Origin of the sequence: Delftia tsuruhatensis (assembly GCF_903815225.1) — a bacterium.
Lineage (GTDB): Bacteria > Pseudomonadota > Gammaproteobacteria > Burkholderiales > Burkholderiaceae_C > Comamonas > Comamonas tsuruhatensis_A.
Window position 1 is genome coordinate 3069454 of the sequence record NZ_LR813084.1, and the last position, 17982, is coordinate 3087435.

Genomic DNA, 17982 nt, shown 5'->3' on the forward strand with positions numbered 1-17982 from the left:
AATCTGTCGTGCCTCAGCGAATAGGTCTCGCACACACTTGAGTGCGGCCGCTGATACTGGGGGGCATGGCTTTAGCCGCCATCACCGGCATGCGTTCTGAAGGCGGCATGTCCGGCCAGGTGTAGCTGACTGTGCCCTCGACATTCCGATCACAGCGCTGGCAGTGAAGCTCGAATAGCCCCCCAGCTTCGCTAAATTCTGTTGTGCCATGGCACTGGGGGGCAGGAGGATTTCATGCCGTCAGGATAGCCCATGAAGTGCAGCCCTCCAAAGACTGCTATGGGGAACCGCATAAGACTGCTTTGGGTCGGAAGCAGTCCACCACCAACCTGAACCCAACACATCACCCAATCTCCCTAGTCCCCGACACCCCGCCCCAAACCCCGAACACCCCAAAACGCCTTCCCCGCCGTAGCCCCCCCGCTTGGCCACGCGCCGAACCATGGCCTTCCCGCATTGCGGGCATTCAGGCTCACGCGACAGCACGGCTCGCGGCTCCAAAGGCAGCAATTCAGTCGGCATCTCCACGGCCACGGTATCCGCGAAATCTGCGGCCTTTCGGGTTCCTGGCCGGGGTGATGCGCCGGTCTGTTCCCGTGCCTCGCGCAGCAGCTTCATCAGCGCCGCTCCATTCATGAGCCGGATATTGCGTCCCTCGGCAAATGCTTCGGCGTCCTGCGTGAACTTCCCCGAAGTCACCACAATGCCCGCCGCCGCACCGGTGGCCGCCATCACGCCATAGAGTTCGCGCACCGTGGAGACGCCGACCTTGAAGGCTTTCCACTGCTTGCATTGCACCAGTGTCTTTTCACCGTCCTTGGTCAGCACCAGGTCCACGCCGCCGTCCGGGCCGCCACCGCCGTTTTCCTGCACCCGGTAGCCGCGCCGCCGGAATCCTTCGCCCACGAGGATTTCGAATGCCTGCCAGGACATGCTCTGCAATGCGTCCGCGCTGGCGCTGGCCGAGGTGGATTCAAACAGCCGGTTGCGGCGGCGCTTGCGCATGGCGGAGATGGCGGCGCCGGCCAGGCAGAGCAGGGGAAGAAGGTATTGGCCCCCCGTGGCCAGGCCTTGCCAGATGGCCGTGGTGGCCAGGGAGCCGATCTGCTGCGGGTTCTGCACGGAGGGCAGGGGGCGGATGGCAATGGCGTGCAGCACCATGTAGCTGATGAGCGCCAATGCCACACCGGCCCACCAGGGCAGCAGGGCGATCAGGTCCATGAAATCTTCCGCCGTGCTGGTCTTGCGCTTTCTTGCCACTCCCTTGCCCCCATTGCTTCAAATTGCGGAACATTTTGCAACATTTGCGGGCGCACTGAATTCCTGCGTATGGGGGTGCGATGAAATCAGGAGGAATTGACATTGGGCTGGTTTTCTGCAGGGTGAACGATACGTGCAATGCGCTACTGATTGCGTAGCAGCCATTGCAGACAGGGCTCACGGAATTCATTGGCTTGTCGTTTGACGCTGTGATTTGGCCGTGGCCATTGCCATGGGTCGCACAGGGGACAGCTTGTCCTGATTCGGGAAAACGGCCCGGCGACTGTCCATATCTCCAGTGCTTTCTGCAGATTCAACGAATGCCTTCACCCCGTCTTCCGATATCTACAGCGGTATCTCCGTCCTCGGTTCCGGCGGCGGGATAGAGCTGACGACGTTCTTCGAGACGGCGGTGACCGACAACCCGACCAGCACGCAGCTGATACACGCCATGCTGGGCATGCAAAAGCAGGACGAGTTTCGGTTGGAGTTTTCCGAAGCCATGGCGCTGCGCCCCCAAGTGACCGGCCGGGCGAGTTCCACCTCTACAACCGGTTCCTGTCGGAGGCCATCGTGCCGGATGCGGACGGCATCGAGGGCATTGCCGTCATGCGGCCTGCCGCCAGCCGTTCCCTTGGCCAGTACTGGCGTGTGATGGAGCCGCAGGAGCTTGTCTGCCTCGCGCCGCAGGCGCGACATTCCCCGGCCGCCATTGCATGGACAATCCCGGCATGTCTGCTGCTGCTTCACACAACAATGCATCCCGCCCCGTGCTCATTGCCGGCGGCGGCATCGGTGGCATGGCCACGGCCCTCACGCTGCACCAGATTGGCGTGCCCTGCGTGGTCCTCGAATCGGTGGCGCAGTTGCAGCCGCTGGGCGTGGGCATCAATCTGCAACCCAACGCCGTGCGGGAGCTGCATGACCTGGGCTTCGGCAACGATGTGCTGGACACCATCGGCCTGCAGGCGCGGGAATGGGCGCTGGTCGGCCGCAACGGCAACGAGATCTATGCCGAGCCCCGGGGGCTGGAGGCGGGCTACCGCTGGCCGCAGTACTCGGTGCACCGTGGGCAGCTGCAGATGATGCTGTTCGACGCCGTGAAGCAGCGCCTGGGCGAAGGCGCCGTGCGGCTGGGCCAGCGCGTGGCGGGCTACCGGCAGGACGCCGATGGCGTGACGGCGCTCATCGACACGCGCGACGGCCAGCGGCTGGAAGTGGCGGGTTCGCTGCTGGTGGCGGCCGATGGCCTGCATTCGGCCGTGCGCGCGCAGATGCATCCCGCGCAGCCGCCCATCCAGTGGGGCGGGGCCATCATGTGGCGCGGCACCACGCCGGGGGTGCCGGTGCGCACGGGCGCGTCCTTCGTGGGCCTGGGTTCGCTGCGCCACCGCGTGGTGCTGTACCCCATTACGCCGCCGGACCCGGTCACGGGCCTGGCCACCATCAACTGGATCGCCGAGATCACCGTGGACAACGGCGGGGGCTGGCAGCAGGGCGACTGGAACCGGCGCGTGGCGCTGCAGGAGTTCATCCACCACTTCGAGGGCTGGAACTACAGCTGGCTGGACGTGCCGGCCATGCTGCGCGGGGCGCGGGATGTCTTCGAGTACCCCATGATCGACCGCGACCCCGTGCCCACCTGGGTGGATGGGCGCGTGGCGCTGCTGGGCGATGCGGCGCATGTGATGTACCCGGTGGGCTCCAACGGTGCCAGCCAGGCCATCGTGGACGCCCGCGTGCTGGGCGCCCAGCTCATCGCGCACGGCGTGGGCCCGCAGGCCCTGCGCGCCTATGACGACAGGCTGTGCAAGGACATCTCGGCGCTGGTGCTGCGCAACCGGGGGGCCGGGCCGTTCGGCCTGCTGGGCCTGGTGGATGAGCGCTGCGGCGGCGTCTTCGAGCACATCGACGACGTTCTTCCACGCGAGGAGCGCGAGGGCTTCATGGCCCGGTACAAGGCAGCGGCAGGTTTTGCGATCGAGACGCTCAATGCCGCAGCTCACACCATTGCGCCGGGGCAGCGTGTGGGAAGAGGCTGAGGCGGCATGCTCCTGGCCTGCGCGGCAGTTTGGCGGTTCTTCATTGGCCTTTGGACAGGTGCCGCTGCGGGAGAAATTTCATTCCGGTGAAATGCTGAAGCAGGTAGAAGAACCTCTCTTCTCGTACCATGTTCATTGCATGTGGTATATGGACTGCAGCATTTTCTGATGAAAATCAGATCTATGAATTGACGCGAATGTTCTTCTTGATGCATGCCAATTCCAGGCTCTTCTGCTCTTTATGGAAATAAGCAATGTTGAAAGGCGATTTCCTGTGATTCCCGCGCCCCAAGGAAGGCCATTCCCTGAAGCGACTTATTTCCTCATCGCTGGCAGGGGAGTCAGAGAAGTCCAGCAAGACCAACACGGCCAGACCATCATGCTTCATCAGTTTCTTTACTTCGTTTGTATTGACGGAAGAAGAGATTGTTGATTTTGCTTTTCCCTTGTTGCGAACGGCCAATTCAACTGCGACATTCCCAATGAGATAGTCCACACGACCTGTGCCGCTCAACGAGCCCGGAAGAACTGCGGCAGCTTCGGGTACGAGTGATTCTCCAAAATATCCTAAAAGGAATGTCCTGACCAACGGTTGCAGTTCTCGCTCTGTGAAGTCTCTCAATCGCAGGCTTTTGCAAAACTCTTTGCGATGCATCGAAGAAAACAACAGATCAAATGCTTCAATGACTTTTTTGACAGTGACGGCCATGCCGTAGTCCCTTGAATTCAATGGAGAAGATTTTCGATGCCTCCTGGGGGAGTGCTGGCATCTGAGGTCTGAATTTGATGGTATTGACTGTTTTAGCCAACTTTCGGCAGCGTATAGTTTGGGATATCTATCTGCATGTCATTGAAATCCTGTTTGTTTTTTGATTTTTGGGCCATGTTAGGCAGTTATTATTTCAGTTAATCTTCATCGCTATCCAGCCACCTGCACCGAACACGGCGCAATCCGGCAATTCTTTTCCAGCGATATCGAACAGCCTTGCGGCATGCCAGATCATGGAGTTGCGACAGCGGCGGCTGGCTGACGATTGCACATTTTGCAACACTTTTGGATGCACTGGATTCCGCAGTCCATGTATTCAATGAAATTCTCCAGAGTTGACATTGGTGGTTTTTTCTGGTGAAGCGTTGAATCCGGTGGATCAGGTCATTTCGCCAGTGATATAGTTCGATGACGGGATCTTTTCGGCCCCATCGTGTAACCGCTGGTTTCGCGTGTATGCTCTCGGTGCTGGCACAGTCCAGTGCATCGATAAAAAAATTCGGAGGAGAGAGGGCTCATGGGGAAAAAGACCGATATCGTGGACCAATTGGTGGAGTGGGGTCATGCCGTCGTCGATGCCCAGGACGATTGGGTCACGTATGCCTATCTGGAATTCAAGGAGCATGGCCGTATCCACAACGTGCAGATCTTCTCCGCGGCGGAGCCGATGTTCGAAGCCACATTGGGGGAGGCCGGGACCCGGTTCATTTTTTATGAGTTCGCCCATCTGCTCGGGAACAGAAAGACCTGCCGCCTGATGCTGTTCCAGCCGGTGCAAGGCCCTGCATACAAGCTGGATCTCTATGGGAGCGTGCATCCCGAATATGCCCGGCAGATGTCGCTGGGCAACCTGCTGATGAAGGTCGTGCTGGTGACAGGCATCCTCATCGGCCTGATTTCCCTGCCGCTCTTGCTGTTCGGGGTGGGCATCCTGGGCCTGGTTGTCGCTGCGGCGATGATCTGGTTCGCCCGCAAGGCGCTCGGAAACCTCAACCGCATGCGAGATACCTACAAGTCCGTACTGGACGGATTTCCTGCCGCTGTGGAGCTTTGACGATCCGGCCATCCGGCCCTCGGTCCACGCCAGGCAATTCACCTGGCCGGCCCACCATCGCCTGGATGGTCAGGTACCGGCAGCACCCTCGACCGACTGGCTGGCGATCACCTTGCGGAGAAAGCGCTCGCAACTGGCCAGTTGCTCCAGTTCCACGTACTCATTCGGCTTGTGCGCCTGCTCGATGCTGCCCGGCCCACAGACCACGCTGGGAATGCCTGCCTGCTGGAACAAACCTGCTTCGGTGCCGTAGGCCACCTTGCGGGTGTCCCTGTCCCGGCGCAGGGCGCGCACGAGCTGGTGAATGGCGGCCTGCTCGGCCATGTCCAGCGCGGGCGATGCCGAGATGGGCTCGAAGCGGATACCGGCCTGCGCGTGAATTTTGCGCATGCGGGGCACCAGGCTGCCTTCGGCGTAGTCGCGGATGCGTTGCAGGATTTGCGCTGCATCGCAGCCGGGCAGGTTCCTGAATTCGAAATCGAAGTCGCATTGGTCGGGCACGGTGTTGAAGGCGATGCCGCCCCGGATGGTGCCGGTGGAGGCGGTAGTGAACGGCACGTCGAAGGCGTGGTCGTAGGGCCCTTGGGTCTCGAATTCGCGGGCCAAGTCCTGGATATGGCAGATCAAGCGCGCGGCATATTCGATGGCGTTGACACCGCGCGGCGTCAGCGAGGAGTGCGCCGCATGGCCTGTGACGCAGCAGCGGTAGGCGTTCATGCCCTTGTGGGCGACGATGACGCGCATGCTGCTGGGCTCTCCGACGATGCAGCCGTCGGGCCGCAGGCCGCGCTGCTGCAGATCGAGCAGCATGCCCGGCGCGCCCGCGCAGCCCACCTCTTCGTCATAGGACAGGGCCAGGTGCATGGGCCGCGCCAGCGCCGTCTGGCGCAGCATGGGCACCAGTCCCAGCGCCACGCCGAGAAAGCCCTTCATGTCGCAGGTGCCACGGCCGTAGAGCCGGCCATTCTTGGTGCTGGGGCAGAAGGGGTCCGTATCCCAGGACTGCCCGTCCACGGGGACCACGTCGGTATGGCCGGACAGCACGATGCCGCCCTGGGTGTCGCCATTGGCTGCGGCGAGGGTGGCGAAGAGGTTGGCCTTGCCGCCATCCGCGTTGTAGCTCAGATGGCAGGTGAAGCCCTCTGAGCGAAGGTGGTCGCGCACCGTCTCGACCAGGCCGAGATTGGAGTTGCGGCTGGTGGTGTCCAGGCTGACCAGGCGCTGGGTCCAATCCAGGGCGGGCTGCGAGAGGGCGGCGGCGGGGTGGGGGGGGCCGGGGTGGTCATGGGTAATCTCCTGTGGGTGGTTGCCGGTCTGGGGCCTGCCTGCGAAACAGCGTTCAGATGTGGAATGCCTGCGCGATCATTGCCGCGCCGAGAAAGGTGCCGGCATTGGCGGCGAACGAGACGAGGACGATGCGCCAGCCGAGCTGTCGGAAGGCCGGGATGTCCTTGGCGATGGACAGGCCAGCGAAGGCCAGCATGGGAGTGGTGAAGCCAAGGAAGCTGTTGAAGCTGCTCAATTCGGTGACCTGGGCCGCCCAGGGGGACAGCGGGGACACCATGAACATCGCCACGACGGAGACCGTGCAGACGGCGGGGATCTTGCGCCGCGTCAGCGCGCACAGCAACTCTCCCGCCAGCGTCGCGCCCAGCAGGATGGCCATGCCCGGCAGGGCCTGCAGCGGGCTGGCGCCGCGCGACATCCAGTCGCATGCCATGGCCAACAGCGCCGTGAGCCCCCAGGCAACCAGCTTGCCCCGAAAGCCGAGCCGGGGGATCGCTTCCGGGACGGTGTCCCGCACGGCCGTGGAGGGCGTTTCGGCTGGGGGCGCTGCATTCTTGCGGTTGCGCCCGATCAGCGGTTCGAGCAGGCGGTAGCCCCAGACTGCCATCGGCAGGGACAGGAACAGCGTGAAATAGGTGCCTATGGTGGTCGTGAGCAGGTTGCTGGCGGCGGCGAAGGTCATCACGGATTTCGCCATTTCGGGGGCCTGCTGCGCAGCGATTGCGCCCGCGGCAGCGGCCATCATGGAGCCCGAGCCCATGCCCGCCCCCATGGCAAGGGCCAGCGGGTGGAAGATGCCCAGGCTGGCCACGTAGCCCGCGAAGACGGCGATGAAGACGCTGCCGAAGATGGTTCCGGTCAGGTATTCGGCCATGACGCCCCTGCCTTCGGGGGAGTTGAGGCCGTACTTTTCGCCGATGATGGCCAGGCTGGGTTCACGGCCGACGGAGAAGGTGGCTCCTATGGCTTCACGCTTGATGCCCAGCAACAGCGCCAACGGCAGGCCCAGCACGATCGTCCCGACGAAGTGCCCCAGCTCCTGGAAGGCCAGTGCCCAGCCTGCCTTGGCGATTTCGGGCAGGGCCGTGCCCACCATCAGCCCCAGCTTGGCGACGAACAGCAGCAGCGCGGGCTGCAGGATGGCGGCCGCATAGAACTGGGTCTTCACGTCCAGGCGCTGCAGGCCGCGGCCCCGCGCTCCGATCATGCCCAGGGCCGTACCCAGCAGCAGCGCCCAGATCATGGGCAGCAGCACCACCTTGCCAGGCCCCAGGGGCAGGCGGAAGGTGCCTATGAGTTCGGCCACCAGCACGATGGCGGCGGCCACGACGAACAGCCGCAGCCGGGTCGGCAGGCTGGGAAGGCCGGCGTTTTCAGCGGGGATACCCATGTCTCTTGTCTCCTGTTCCCGAGGCAGGCCCCGGGCTTTTTATTGCCTGAAGATCAATCAGCGGTTCAAATTTGCATGAAAGCTATCAATGGGTAAATGGATTAATATGAAATCAATCATTGATTGATGCTCAACTGCAAGGCACTCGCACCATGCCCGCTTCACTGCGCCTTCCCCCGCTGTCCGCGCTGCGCGCCTTCGAAGCCACGGTGCGCTGCGGCAGCGTCAGCAAGGCCGCGAGGGAACTGCATCTGACCGACGGCGCCGTGAGCCGGGCGGTGCGCGAGCTGGAGGCCAGCGTGGGTTTCGCGCTGTTCGAGCGCGCCCACCGCGCAGTGCAGCCCACGCCGGCGGCAAGGATGCTGGCCAAGGATGTGCAGGGCGCGCTGGAACGCCTGCATGACGCGCTGGCGCGGGCCCGGCGCAGCGGCCGTCTGGATCGGCCGTTGGTGTTGTCCTGCGAGCCGACCCTGCTGATGCGCTGGCTCATCCCCCGCCTGGGCGATTTGCAGGACGCGCTGGGTGCGGACCGTGAATTGCGTCTGGTCGCCGCCGGTGGCCGGGTGGCGTTCGCGCGGGAGGGCATTGACCTGGCGATTCGCCGCGCCGACTTTCCCATCTCCGATGATGTGCGCGCCGAAGCCTTCCTGGACGAGCGCGTGGGGCCCGTGTGCAGGACCGAGCTGGCTCCGGCGCTGGCCGGCCCGGGCCCGGTCACCGGTGTGCTGCTGCATGCCCAGACGCGGCCAGAGGCCTGGGCACAGTGGGCGCAGGCCGCCGGGGTGCGTCTGCAGCCCGCGCGCGAACTGCGCTTCGAGCATTTCTACCTGAGCCTTCAGGCCGCAACGGCCGGCGCGGGCATCGCCATCGGCCCGATCGCGCTGGTGGCCGACGACATCGCCAACGGTGTGCTGTGTGCTCCCCGGGGCTTTGTCGCCGATGGCACGTGCTACGTTCTGCTGGCGCCCGCAGGCGACCATGATGCCGGCACCTTCGACGCCGTGCTGTCGTGGCTGCGATCGAGCCTGGGCAGGCTGTGATCCCCGTGCAGCATTCCGTGGGGGTATGAACAACCCCTTGATTCCGGGGGCGCTCAGCGGTCAGGGAGATCGGCTGCGGTCGAAGAAGGCCCCCGTCTCCGGGTTCCTTGGCGTGACCGGCTCGCGCGCCGGCGTTCAGTGTTCCGAGCGTGTCACGCTGGAGATGGTCAAGGCGGCCAGGCCTCGGCAGTGGCGTTGGCTGCCGGTGCGATGCCGCCGCACGATCTGGCGCTGTCCGATGAGCTGTGCCGGTGCATGGCACAGCTGGCTTGGCTGGAGTGATGTGGTCGAGGGAAAAAGGCATGGTTTCCACACAGCTGGCAATTGCATCGGACTGCATGCAGCCATGGGATCGGGGAGGCGTCGAGGCTGTAGGACGTGCGCGGGGTGGCTGGTGCGTCCTGGGACCACGCCGGGAGTTGGTGAGTCCGTGCTGTGATGGCAGCTTGTCCACTCAACGCACAGGAGAAACGCATGTCCGAGAAAACCGCTTCCGTCCATTGGGAAGGTGCAGGCAAGACAGGCCAGGGCCGCATCAGTACCGAAACCGGCGCGCTCAAGGACCATTCCTATGGCTTCGGCAGCCGCTTCGGGGATGACCGCAAGGGGACCAATCCCGAGGAGATCGTGGGCGCCGCGCATGCCGCCTGCTTCACAATGGCCTTTGCCTTCGCCTGCGAGAAGGCCGGCATCGCCACCGAGATGCTGGACACCACGGCCAAGGTGAGGCTGGCCAAGGATGGCGAGGGCTTCAGGATCGACCGCATCGCCCTGACGCTGCAGGCCAGGGTGCCCGGCATCGACGAGGCGCAGTTCCAGCAGATCGCGCAGGAGGCCAAGTCCCAGTGCCCGCTGTCCAAGGCCTTGGCAGGCGTGCCCGAGGTGACGCTGGTGGCCACGCTGCGGCAGTAGGTGCCGGGTCCTGGGCGGTGCATGGCATATGGGGCAGCCGCTGGAGTTCAGGCTCGCGACGTTTCCCGTCCATCTCTCGCGTGGCGGCGGTCGCTTGCCCCGGCGACTCAGGGCAAGGCCGTGAAGCCCTTGCCGCAATCGCCGCAGACCAGGTTCAACCCCGGCTTGCCCCAGACATTGACGGGCGCGACACATCCGCCGCAGCTGTACTTGAGGCGCAGGGACCTGTTGACCGGCTGCACGGTGGTCTCGCCCGTGGCCGAGCCCGGCACCGCCACGGACTGTCCCACGGGCCGCACGGCCTCGGCCAGGGCCGGCACGGCCGACATGGGCGGCTGGGTGCCCTGCATGCCCTGGATCTGCGTGGCCATGCTCCACTGGCCCGTGACCACATGCTCGATGGCGGGAAAGCGGTCGTACCAGCTGAGCTGGAAGCGGGTGGTCAGCAAGGCCTCGCAGGCCGCGAGAAACGGGCCGCCCGCGATGGCGTAGTCGGCCATCATGTCGCCCGTGCGCCGCCCGCCCGGCCGGCCCGTGGACGACGGCATGAGGCCCAGCGATTCCAGCTTGTCCGCCCATTCCTCGTTGTGATAGCGCGCCCGGCCCGGCGTGCCGAAGTGGTGCTGCCACAGATGCGTCATCTCATGCACCAGGGTCTGCAGCGTCTCGATGATGGGCACGGCCGCGAAATAGGCAGGGTTCAGCGCGATCTCGTCCGTGGTGCTGCCGTCCAGCGAGGCAAAGCGCGCGGCCGAGAAATAGCCGCAGGTGCGCTTTTCGCGCTGCAGCGTGATCAGACAGTGGGGGAGGGTGTCGCAGAACAGGCGATGGTTGAAGTGTTCGTAGGCCTGCTGCAGCTCGGCATAGGTTTCACGGGTGGGAGCGTTGCGGATGACGGCTGGAGGCATTGCTGGATTGTGCAATACAACGATGCCTCCTCCGGAACAGGCCTGGCACAGGCCAGGTCAGGGTGATTCGTCCCGTACCTCCAGAGCCTCCCCGATCGCATAGAAATGCCCGCCCGCCACGTAGTGCAGGCTGCGCAGCGCGGGGTCGGTGTCCTCGAAATGCCAGTGGCCGTCGCGGAACACGCGCGTGTCCGACCAGGCGCCGACGATCTCGCCGATGAACAGGTCGTAGGCCTGCTGGTTGTGGGGCTCGGGGATCAGGCGGCAGGCCAGCCAGCCCGCGCAGCCTTCGACGAAGGGCAGGTCGAAGCCGGCGAAATCGAGCAGCGCGACGCCGCTGTCCGCGAGCTTGTGCGCATCGCTGGTCAGGCTGCGCGTGCCGACTTCGTGCGTGAGCCGCAACTGGGCCGCCGTGGGCACCTGGATCACGAACAGGCCGCTTTGCTCGACCAGCGCCCGCGTGGCGGTGGCCTTGTCGAGGACCACGGTGAGCTTGGGCGGGGCGAAGTCCAGCGCGCAGCACCAGGCCGCGGCCATGACGTTGTCCACGCCGTCGTGGCGGGCGGAGACCAGGACCGTGGGGCCGTGGTTGATCAGGCGGTAGGACTTGGAGAGATCGACCGGGGCGATAGGGGCAGGCATTCAGGAATCCTGTGAATCACGGGGAAGTCATTCGGCCAGCGCCTCGGAGCCCACGGCATGGACACCGGGCTCGGCGCGCAGCGCCGCGTCGACCAGGGCCTGGGCGATGCGGTGGGCGGGATTGAGCCGCCAGCGCCGGGGCAGCAGCGGTCCCAGCGCGCCCAGCACGGTGACCATGGCGCGCTCGCCCGCGCGGTGCTCGGTGCGCGGGCCGCTGATGAGGCCGGGACGAACGAAGGTGAGCGAGGTGAAGCCTTCTCCTTGCAGGTCATGCTCCAGCTCGCCCTTGACGCGGTTGTAGAAGATGCGCGATCGCGCATCGGCACCCATGGCCGAGTTCAGCACATAGGTCGGTGTGCCGTGGCGCCGCGCAAGGCGGGCGGCCAGCAGTGGATAGTCATGGTCCACGCGCCGGAAGGCGGCCTGGCTGCCCGCCGTCCTGATGGTGGTGCCCAGCGTGCAGACCACGGCGTCGGCCTGCCACCAGTCGGCGTCTTCGGGCAGGTGCTCGAAATCGACGACGGGGGCGGACAATTGGGGATGCGATGGCAGCGCCCGGCGTACCGGGGCCACCACGCGGGTGATGCGGCTGTCGGCCAGGGCCTGTTGCAGCACCTGGCTGCCCACCAGGCCGGTGGCGCCCACGATCAGCAGTTGCATGGCTTGGTCCTTTGATGCGAACGCAGAACGGCCAGTGTGCCGCAGATCGTGGGGCGGTTGGCCCGCTCAGGCGGCCACCGGCCAGTCGGTATAGCCCTGGGCGCCGCCACCGTAGTAGGCCTCGTGCGGCGCCACGGCCAGTTCCTTGCCGTGGCGCAGGCGCGCCACCAGGTCGGGGTTGGCGATGAAGGGGCGGCCGATGGCCACGGCATCGACCAGGCCCTTGGCACGGCGGTCCATGGCCAGTGCCAGGTCATAGCCGTTGTTGCCCATGTAGGCGCCGTCGAAGAGCTTGCGCAGCGCGTCCAGGTCCACGCCGGGCGGCAGTTCGCGCGAGCCGCCGGTGGCGCCTTCCACGAAGTGCAGGTAGGCCAGGCCGAAGCGGTTGAGCTGGGGGATGAGGTAGCCATAGAGCGCCATCACATCGCTGTCCAGAGGGGTGTTGCCGGCATTGGGCGTCACGGGCGACAGGCGGATGCCCACGCGGTCCGCGCCCCAGACCTTGGCCACGGTGTCGGTGACTTCCAGCGTCAGTCGCGCGCGGTTCTCGATGCTTCCGCCATAGGCGTCGCCACGGTGGTTGGTGGAGTCGCGCAGGAACTGGTCCAGCAGGTAGCCGTTGGCCGAATGCACTTCGACGCCGTCGAAGCCCGCGCGCTTGGCGCACTCGGCCGCGTGGCGGTACTGCTCGATGATGCCGGGGATTTCGCCGGTTTCCAGGGCGCGGGGCATGGAGACCTCGGCCACGCCCTTGGGGGTGAAGGTCACGCCCTCGGCCTTGATGGCGGAGGGGGCCACGGGGGCGGCCCCGCCGGGCTGCAGGTCCACATGCGAGTAGCGACCCACATGCCACAGCTGGGCGACGATCTTGCCGCCGGCCGCGTGCACGGCGTCGGTGACCTTCTTCCAGCCGGCGACCTGTTCCTCGGTCCAGATGCCGGGCGTGAGGTTGTAGCCGCGGCCCTGGGCCGAGATGTTGACGGCTTCGCTGATCAGCAGGCCCGCGCTGGCGCGCTGGGCATAGTAGGCGGCATGCAGTTCGGTGGGCACGCCGTCCTCGCCTGCGCGGCTGCGCGTCAGCGGGGCCATCACGAAGCGGTTGGCCAGGGACAGGCCGCCCAGTCGGGCGGGGGAAAACAGATCGGTGTGGAGGCTGTGGTCAATCATGGTGTGTGGAGGTGGTGGTTGAAGAAAGGAGGTGGTGATTGAAGTTGACCAGTCGTCTACAAGCAGGGCAAATAAAAAGCGGCGGCCGGGCCTGCTCAGCCCAGCAGCCGCCTGGTGGAGACAAGGGCTGCGGCGAACGGCTCTTCATGCCGGCCCAGCTTGGACAGCAGGGAGGCGCCCAGCCAGAGCTGGTACAGCGATTCCGCGAGCACGGCAGGCGCCAGCGTGGAGGTGATCGATCCATCGGCCTGGCCGGCCTGCACGCAGTGCGTGAGGCGGTTGATGATGGCGTCGGTGCCGGTGCGCAGCACGGAGCGCATGTCGTCGGACAGGTCGCAGACCTCGGGGCCCAGCTTGACCACGAGGCACTGGCCCCCGGCCTGGGCCGAGCACTGATTGCGCGTCCAGTGGCGGAAATAGCTCATCAGCCGCGTGATGGCCGGATCGGGCGTCTCCATGAGTGCGTCGATCTTGGCCAGGTACTCGTCGAAGTATTCCTGCAGCAGGGCCTGGCCGAACTCTTCCTTGGACTTGAAGTAGTAGTAGAAGGACCCCTTGGGCACGCCCGCGGCCGCGACCACCTCGGCCAGGCCGACGGCCGTATAGCCTTTCTGGGTCATCAGCGCCTTGGCCACATCGAGGATGTGCTGGCGTGTTTCCTGGGCGGGTTTCTTCATGGGATGGAAGTCTAATGCAAAAACCGACCAGTCGTCTACAAGTTTTGATTCATGCTGCGGAGGCATCTCCGGGGCGGATCACGCGTGCCAGCCCCATCCGGTCGCCCAGAAAGTCGATCAGGGTCCGCGTGGCCGCCGACTGGAAGCGGTTGGGCATGTAGAGCATGAACATGCGTCCCTGGTTGATGTGGAATTCATGGTCGCACATGCCCGGCACGATGCGGCCTTGCCGTATCGGCTCGCGCACCATGTAGTCCGGCACCAGCCCCACGCCGAGGCCGGACGCGATGCAGTCGCACAGGAAGGGGTAGCTGCGCGACATCAGCGTGGGCGTGATGTCCAGTTCCTGCAGGGGCTGGCCGACCTTGGCGACCTGCACCCGCACCCGGCCGCTTTCCCCGCCGGAGGTGATCAGGGGCGTGCGCTGCAGCTCGGACGGCGTCTGCGGCATGCGGTGCTCGCGCAGCCAGTCGCTGGAGGCGCACAGGCTGTAGCGCACGGGGCCCATGTCGCGTGCCACCAGCATGGGCGGCGGGTCGGACATGACGCGGATGGCGATGTCCACGCTGTCCTTGAGCAGGTTGTCGATGAAGTTCTCCAGGCGGATGTCCAGCACCACCTGGGGATGGCGGCGCTTGAACTCGATCAGCCAGGGCGCCATGACCAGGTGGCCATAGCCGGTGGGCACGCTCAGGCCGATCTTTCCCGAGATCTCGTCCGTGCTGCTCTGAGCCAGGTCGCGCACGAGTTCGGCTTCGTCGAGGATGTTGCGCGCATGGCGGTAGATGCGCCGGCCGACCTCGGTGGCCTCCACGCCCTGGGGCGTGCGGCGCAGCAGCGAGGCGCCCAGGGACTTTTCCAGCCGGGCCAGGTGATAGCTCACGTTGGCCCGCGACATGTTCAAGAACTTTGCCGCCTGGCTCAGATTTCCGTGCTCGATGATCTGGACCAGGATGTTGAATGCGAGGAGATCCATGCGTGGAAAACAGCAAGGGTGTCAATATTGTTTGACATGATGTCAATCGGCGCCGCCATTGTCAAAGCAGGAGCACTGGGCAGAATGGCCTGGACGGACACCATCCACAGAGCAATATCCAAGGAGACAAGATGGCAGGAAAGACAAGACGGCAGGCCTTGGCGGCAGGCCTGGCACTGGGCATGGCCGCGTTCGCGGCACCGGGCGGATCGGCACTGGCCGACACGGGCGCATGGCCCGACAAGCCCATCCGCCTGGTGGTTCCCTTCCCGCCGGGCGGGCCCACCGACGGCGCGGCGCGCGTCTACGCCGAGGCACTGGCCCGGCAACTCGGTCAGCCGGTGGTGATCGAGAACAGGCCCGGCGCTTCGGGCGCGGTGGCGGCGGGCCAGTTCCGCGCGGCGGCGCCCGATGGCTACACGCTGATGATGATGGTCACGCCCACCATCATGGCGCCGCACTTCTTCAAGAACGTCAAGTTCCATCCGGCCGCGGACTTCGCCTCGGTCACCAAGATCTATGACCTGCCCAATGTGATCGCGGTCAATGCCCAGTCCTTGCCGAAGGTGACGGACCTCAAGTCCCTTTTCCAGTACGCCAGGGCGCAGCCCGCGACCCTGGACTACACCAGCTCCGGCGCGGGCAGCTCGGGCCATCTGAGCATGGAACTGATGAAGTCGGCCAGGTTGCACACCATGCAGCACGTGGCCTACAAGGGCAGTGCGCCTGCCATGAACGACACGCTGGGCGGCGTGGTGCCCGTGATCTACGCGGACATGGTTTCGGCGTTGCCCCATGTCCGCAGCGGGCGCCTGAGGGCGCTGGCCGTGGGAACGCCCCAGCGGGTGAAGGCGCTCGATGGCGTGCAGACCATGGCCGAGCAGGGCTTTGGCGGCTATGAAGCCTCGTCCTGGGGCGGCCTGGTGGCGCCCAGGGACACGCCGCGCGCCATCATCGACAAACTCAGCGCCACCTCGCGCCAGCTGCTGGCCACCGACGAGGTGCGTGAACGCTTCGAGAAGATCGGCGTGGCGGCAGCCTACCTCGGTCCCCAGGACACCGAGGCCCTGATCCGCAGCGACTACACGCGCTGGGGCGAGGTCGTGCGCACCAACGGCCTGGGCGCGGAATGAGGCCATGGCCCTGACACAACCCATGCCGCAATCCATGTTCCGGCCGCTGCGGGCCGTGCGCAGCCTGGCCGATGTCGAAGCCATCGAAAGCCGGCCCATGGCCGAACTGGTCACGGCGTCCTCGGTCCACGACATCTTCCGCAATTCGGCCCGAGAGCATGGCCAGGGCAGGGCGCTGAGCTTTCTGCCCCGCGCCGACAGCGTGGACGACGCGGTCCACCTGAGCTATGCCGAGCTGCTGTGCCGCATCCACCAGACCGCCAATGCCCTGCATGCGCTGGGCATGGGCCCCGACGACGCCGTGGCCATCCTGCTGCCCGGCTGTGCCGAGTACCACTTCGCGCTGTGGGGCGGCGAGGTGGCCGGCATCGTGCAGCCCGTCAACCCGCTGCTGAGCGTGGAGAAGATCTCCGCACTGATCCGGACCACCGGGGCGCGCTTTCTGATTGCCTGGGCGGATGAGGACGATGCCGGCATCCGCGACAAGGTGGCGGCGCTGGATGCGGACTTCACGCATGTGCTCTGGGTTTCGCATGAGGGCAATGCGCCGCGTATGCAGGGCCTGCGCTGGCCCTGCGGCGACCTGCATGCGGCCATGGCCGCGCAGCCCGGCGACCGGCTGGTGAGCGGCCGCCAGGTCCGGCCCGGCGATGTGGCCGCCTTCTTTCACACCGGGGGCACGACGGGCGCGCCCAAGATCGCCGTACAGACCCATGGCGCCCAGGTCTACACCGCCTGGGCCAGCGTGCAGATGCAGGGCCTGAACACGGACGACCGCACCATCAACGGCTATCCGCTGTTCCATGTGGCCGGCGTGCTGCCGGGCTCGCTGGCCTGCTTCTCGGCCGGGGCCCAGGTCATCATCCCGACCACGGGGCTGTTCCGCAACAAGGCCGTGATCGCCGCGTTCTGGCGCCTGGTGGCGCAATGGCGGCCCACGCTGATGTCGGCCGTGCCGACCGTGCTGGCGGCGCTGGCGGAGGTGCCCCTGGACGGAGCGGATGTCTCCTCGATCCGCTACTTCCGCACGGGAGCGGCGCCGCTGTCGCCCGAGGTCGCTGCGCGTTTCAAGGCCCACAGCGGCTTTCATGTGCACGAGAGCCTGGGCATGACCGAGATGACGGGCATCTCCACGATCACGCCGCCGGGCCTGCATGCGGCGGCCGGCCATGTGGGCCTGCGCCTGCCGTTCGCGCGCCTGGCCGTGCGCCGCATGGGGCCGGACGGACGGCCCACGCCGGAGCAGGCCGCGCCCGGCGAGACCGGCATGGTGCTGTTCCGGTCGCCCAATCTGTTCTCCGGCTACCTGGGAGGCGTGGAGCGCGGCGGCTACCTGACGGAGGACGGCTGGCTGATCACGGGCGACCTGGGTTCGGTCGGCGCCGACGGCCTGCTGCGGCTGCGCGGTCGTTCCAAGGACGTGATCATCCGCAGCGGCCACAACATCGATCCCCAGGTCATCGAGCAGGCGCTGGAGCGCCACCCGGCCGTCAAGGCCTGTGCCGCCGTGGGCGCGCCCGATCCCTATGCGGGGGAGGTGCCCGTGGCCTTCGTGGCACTGCATCCCGGGGCCCGGGCCGACGAGGCGTCGCTGCTGGCCTTTGCCTCGGCCGGCGTGGACGAGGCGCCGGCACGGCCGCGCTATGTGCGCATCCTGGATGCGCTGCCCACCACCAACGTCGGCAAGGTCTACAAGCCGCGCATGCGCAGCATGGCCTGTGAAGCCTATGCCCGGACCCTGGTCGAGCAGATCCACGGGCGGCGAGGCCTGGACCTGGCGCCCGGCGCCGGAGCCACCCACACGGAAGGCGAGGGCTTCGTGCTGCGCACCGGCAGCACGCATGCCGACCGCAGGCCCTGGATGGAGTTGGCGCAGGCCCTGTCCTTCATCGGCGAACCCGTACGCATCGACGATGGCATCTGAGTACGGATCTGCTGGGGGACAGATCCGCGAATGGTGGTTGCCTTGCCTCATTGGCGTGTCCGTTGCGCATAGAATGCAAACAATTCGCATTCAATGAACCAGCGGCACAGCGGCACAGCGGCACAGCGTGCCCCTGTGAAG

General features: G+C 65.8%; 16 protein-coding genes and 1 pseudogene. 7 read left to right on the forward strand and 10 right to left on the reverse strand.

Annotation, left to right across the window (positions count from 1 at the left end; translation table 11 throughout):
* Positions 1-357: 357 nt before the first annotated feature.
* Positions 358-1260, reverse strand: a pseudogene (locus L1Z78_RS13960) (restriction endonuclease); the annotation flags it as partial.
* A 298-nt stretch (positions 1261-1558) separates the two neighbouring features.
* Here L1Z78_RS13960 and L1Z78_RS13965 point away from each other — a divergent pair.
* Positions 1559-1915, forward strand: coding sequence for a hypothetical protein (locus L1Z78_RS13965; RefSeq protein WP_234637008.1), 357 nt, complete (start codon positions 1559-1561; stop codon positions 1913-1915).
* 76 nt (positions 1916-1991) lie between these two features.
* Positions 1992-3302 (forward strand): flavin-dependent oxidoreductase, encoded by a 1311-nt coding sequence (locus L1Z78_RS13970; protein WP_234637009.1) that lies wholly within the window; start codon positions 1992-1994, stop codon positions 3300-3302.
* 181 nt (positions 3303-3483) lie between these two features.
* Here the strand turns inward: L1Z78_RS13970 and L1Z78_RS13975 are convergent, their stop codons facing one another.
* Positions 3484-4011 carry a hypothetical protein gene (locus tag L1Z78_RS13975; protein ID WP_234637010.1) on the reverse strand — a complete coding sequence of 176 codons (528 nt, stop codon included), beginning with the start codon at positions 4009-4011 and terminating at the stop codon, positions 3484-3486.
* A 577-nt stretch (positions 4012-4588) separates the two neighbouring features.
* Here L1Z78_RS13975 and L1Z78_RS13980 point away from each other — a divergent pair.
* Positions 4589-5125 carry a hypothetical protein gene (locus tag L1Z78_RS13980; RefSeq protein ID WP_234637011.1) on the forward strand — a complete coding sequence of 179 codons (537 nt, stop codon included), beginning with the start codon at positions 4589-4591 and terminating at the stop codon, positions 5123-5125.
* A 69-nt stretch (positions 5126-5194) separates the two neighbouring features.
* On the opposite strand, the gene argE is transcribed toward L1Z78_RS13980, so the two are convergent.
* Positions 5195-6418 carry an acetylornithine deacetylase gene (gene argE / locus L1Z78_RS13985; protein ID WP_234642170.1) on the reverse strand — a complete coding sequence of 408 codons (1224 nt, stop codon included), beginning with the start codon at positions 6416-6418 and terminating at the stop codon, positions 5195-5197.
* A gap of 46 nt (positions 6419-6464) precedes the next feature.
* Entirely contained in the window at positions 6465-7802 is a 1338-nt protein-coding gene (locus tag L1Z78_RS13990; RefSeq protein WP_234637012.1) for a DUF3100 domain-containing protein, read from the reverse strand.
* Positions 7803-7954: 152 nt separating this feature from the next.
* Between L1Z78_RS13990 and L1Z78_RS13995 the strand changes: the two genes are divergently transcribed.
* Both L1Z78_RS13995 and L1Z78_RS14000 read left to right on the forward strand, forming a co-directional pair.
* Positions 7955-8842: a LysR family transcriptional regulator gene (locus tag L1Z78_RS13995; RefSeq protein WP_234637013.1), complete on the forward strand. Its 888-nt coding sequence runs from the start codon at positions 7955-7957 to the stop codon at positions 8840-8842.
* 474 nt (positions 8843-9316) lie between these two features.
* Positions 9317-9754: an OsmC family protein gene (locus L1Z78_RS14000; RefSeq protein WP_234637014.1), complete on the forward strand. Its 438-nt coding sequence runs from the start codon at positions 9317-9319 to the stop codon at positions 9752-9754.
* A gap of 107 nt (positions 9755-9861) precedes the next feature.
* Here L1Z78_RS14000 and L1Z78_RS14005 read toward each other — a convergent pair whose 3' ends face one another.
* From L1Z78_RS14005 to L1Z78_RS14030, 6 genes are all read right to left on the reverse strand, one after another.
* Positions 9862-10662: a SprT-like domain-containing protein gene (locus L1Z78_RS14005; RefSeq protein ID WP_234637015.1), complete on the reverse strand. Its 801-nt coding sequence runs from the start codon at positions 10660-10662 to the stop codon at positions 9862-9864.
* Positions 10663-10719: 57 nt separating this feature from the next.
* A complete protein-coding gene (locus L1Z78_RS14010; RefSeq protein ID WP_234637016.1) occupies positions 10720-11304 on the reverse strand; it encodes a flavin reductase family protein in 585 nt (194 codons plus the stop codon).
* Positions 11305-11331: 27 nt separating this feature from the next.
* The gene (locus L1Z78_RS14015) at positions 11332-11964 is read right to left on the reverse strand and encodes an NAD(P)H-binding protein (protein WP_234637017.1); all 633 of its coding nucleotides are present in this window, start codon (positions 11962-11964) and stop codon (positions 11332-11334) included.
* A gap of 66 nt (positions 11965-12030) precedes the next feature.
* Positions 12031-13131: an alkene reductase gene (locus tag L1Z78_RS14020; RefSeq protein WP_234637018.1), complete on the reverse strand. Its 1101-nt coding sequence runs from the start codon at positions 13129-13131 to the stop codon at positions 12031-12033.
* A 95-nt stretch (positions 13132-13226) separates the two neighbouring features.
* Complete coding sequence (locus tag L1Z78_RS14025) at positions 13227-13808, reverse strand: TetR/AcrR family transcriptional regulator (protein WP_234637019.1); 582 nt, start codon at positions 13806-13808, stop codon at positions 13227-13229.
* Positions 13809-13857: 49 nt separating this feature from the next.
* Positions 13858-14784, reverse strand: coding sequence for a LysR family transcriptional regulator (locus L1Z78_RS14030; RefSeq protein ID WP_234637020.1), 927 nt, complete (start codon positions 14782-14784; stop codon positions 13858-13860).
* A gap of 131 nt (positions 14785-14915) precedes the next feature.
* Between L1Z78_RS14030 and L1Z78_RS14035 the strand changes: the two genes are divergently transcribed.
* Positions 14916-15917 (forward strand): Bug family tripartite tricarboxylate transporter substrate binding protein, encoded by a 1002-nt coding sequence (locus L1Z78_RS14035; RefSeq protein ID WP_234637021.1) that lies wholly within the window; start codon positions 14916-14918, stop codon positions 15915-15917.
* A 4-nt stretch (positions 15918-15921) separates the two neighbouring features.
* Positions 15922-17841: an AMP-binding protein gene (locus L1Z78_RS14040; protein ID WP_234637022.1), complete on the forward strand. Its 1920-nt coding sequence runs from the start codon at positions 15922-15924 to the stop codon at positions 17839-17841.
* Positions 17842-17982: the final 141 nt, after the last annotated feature.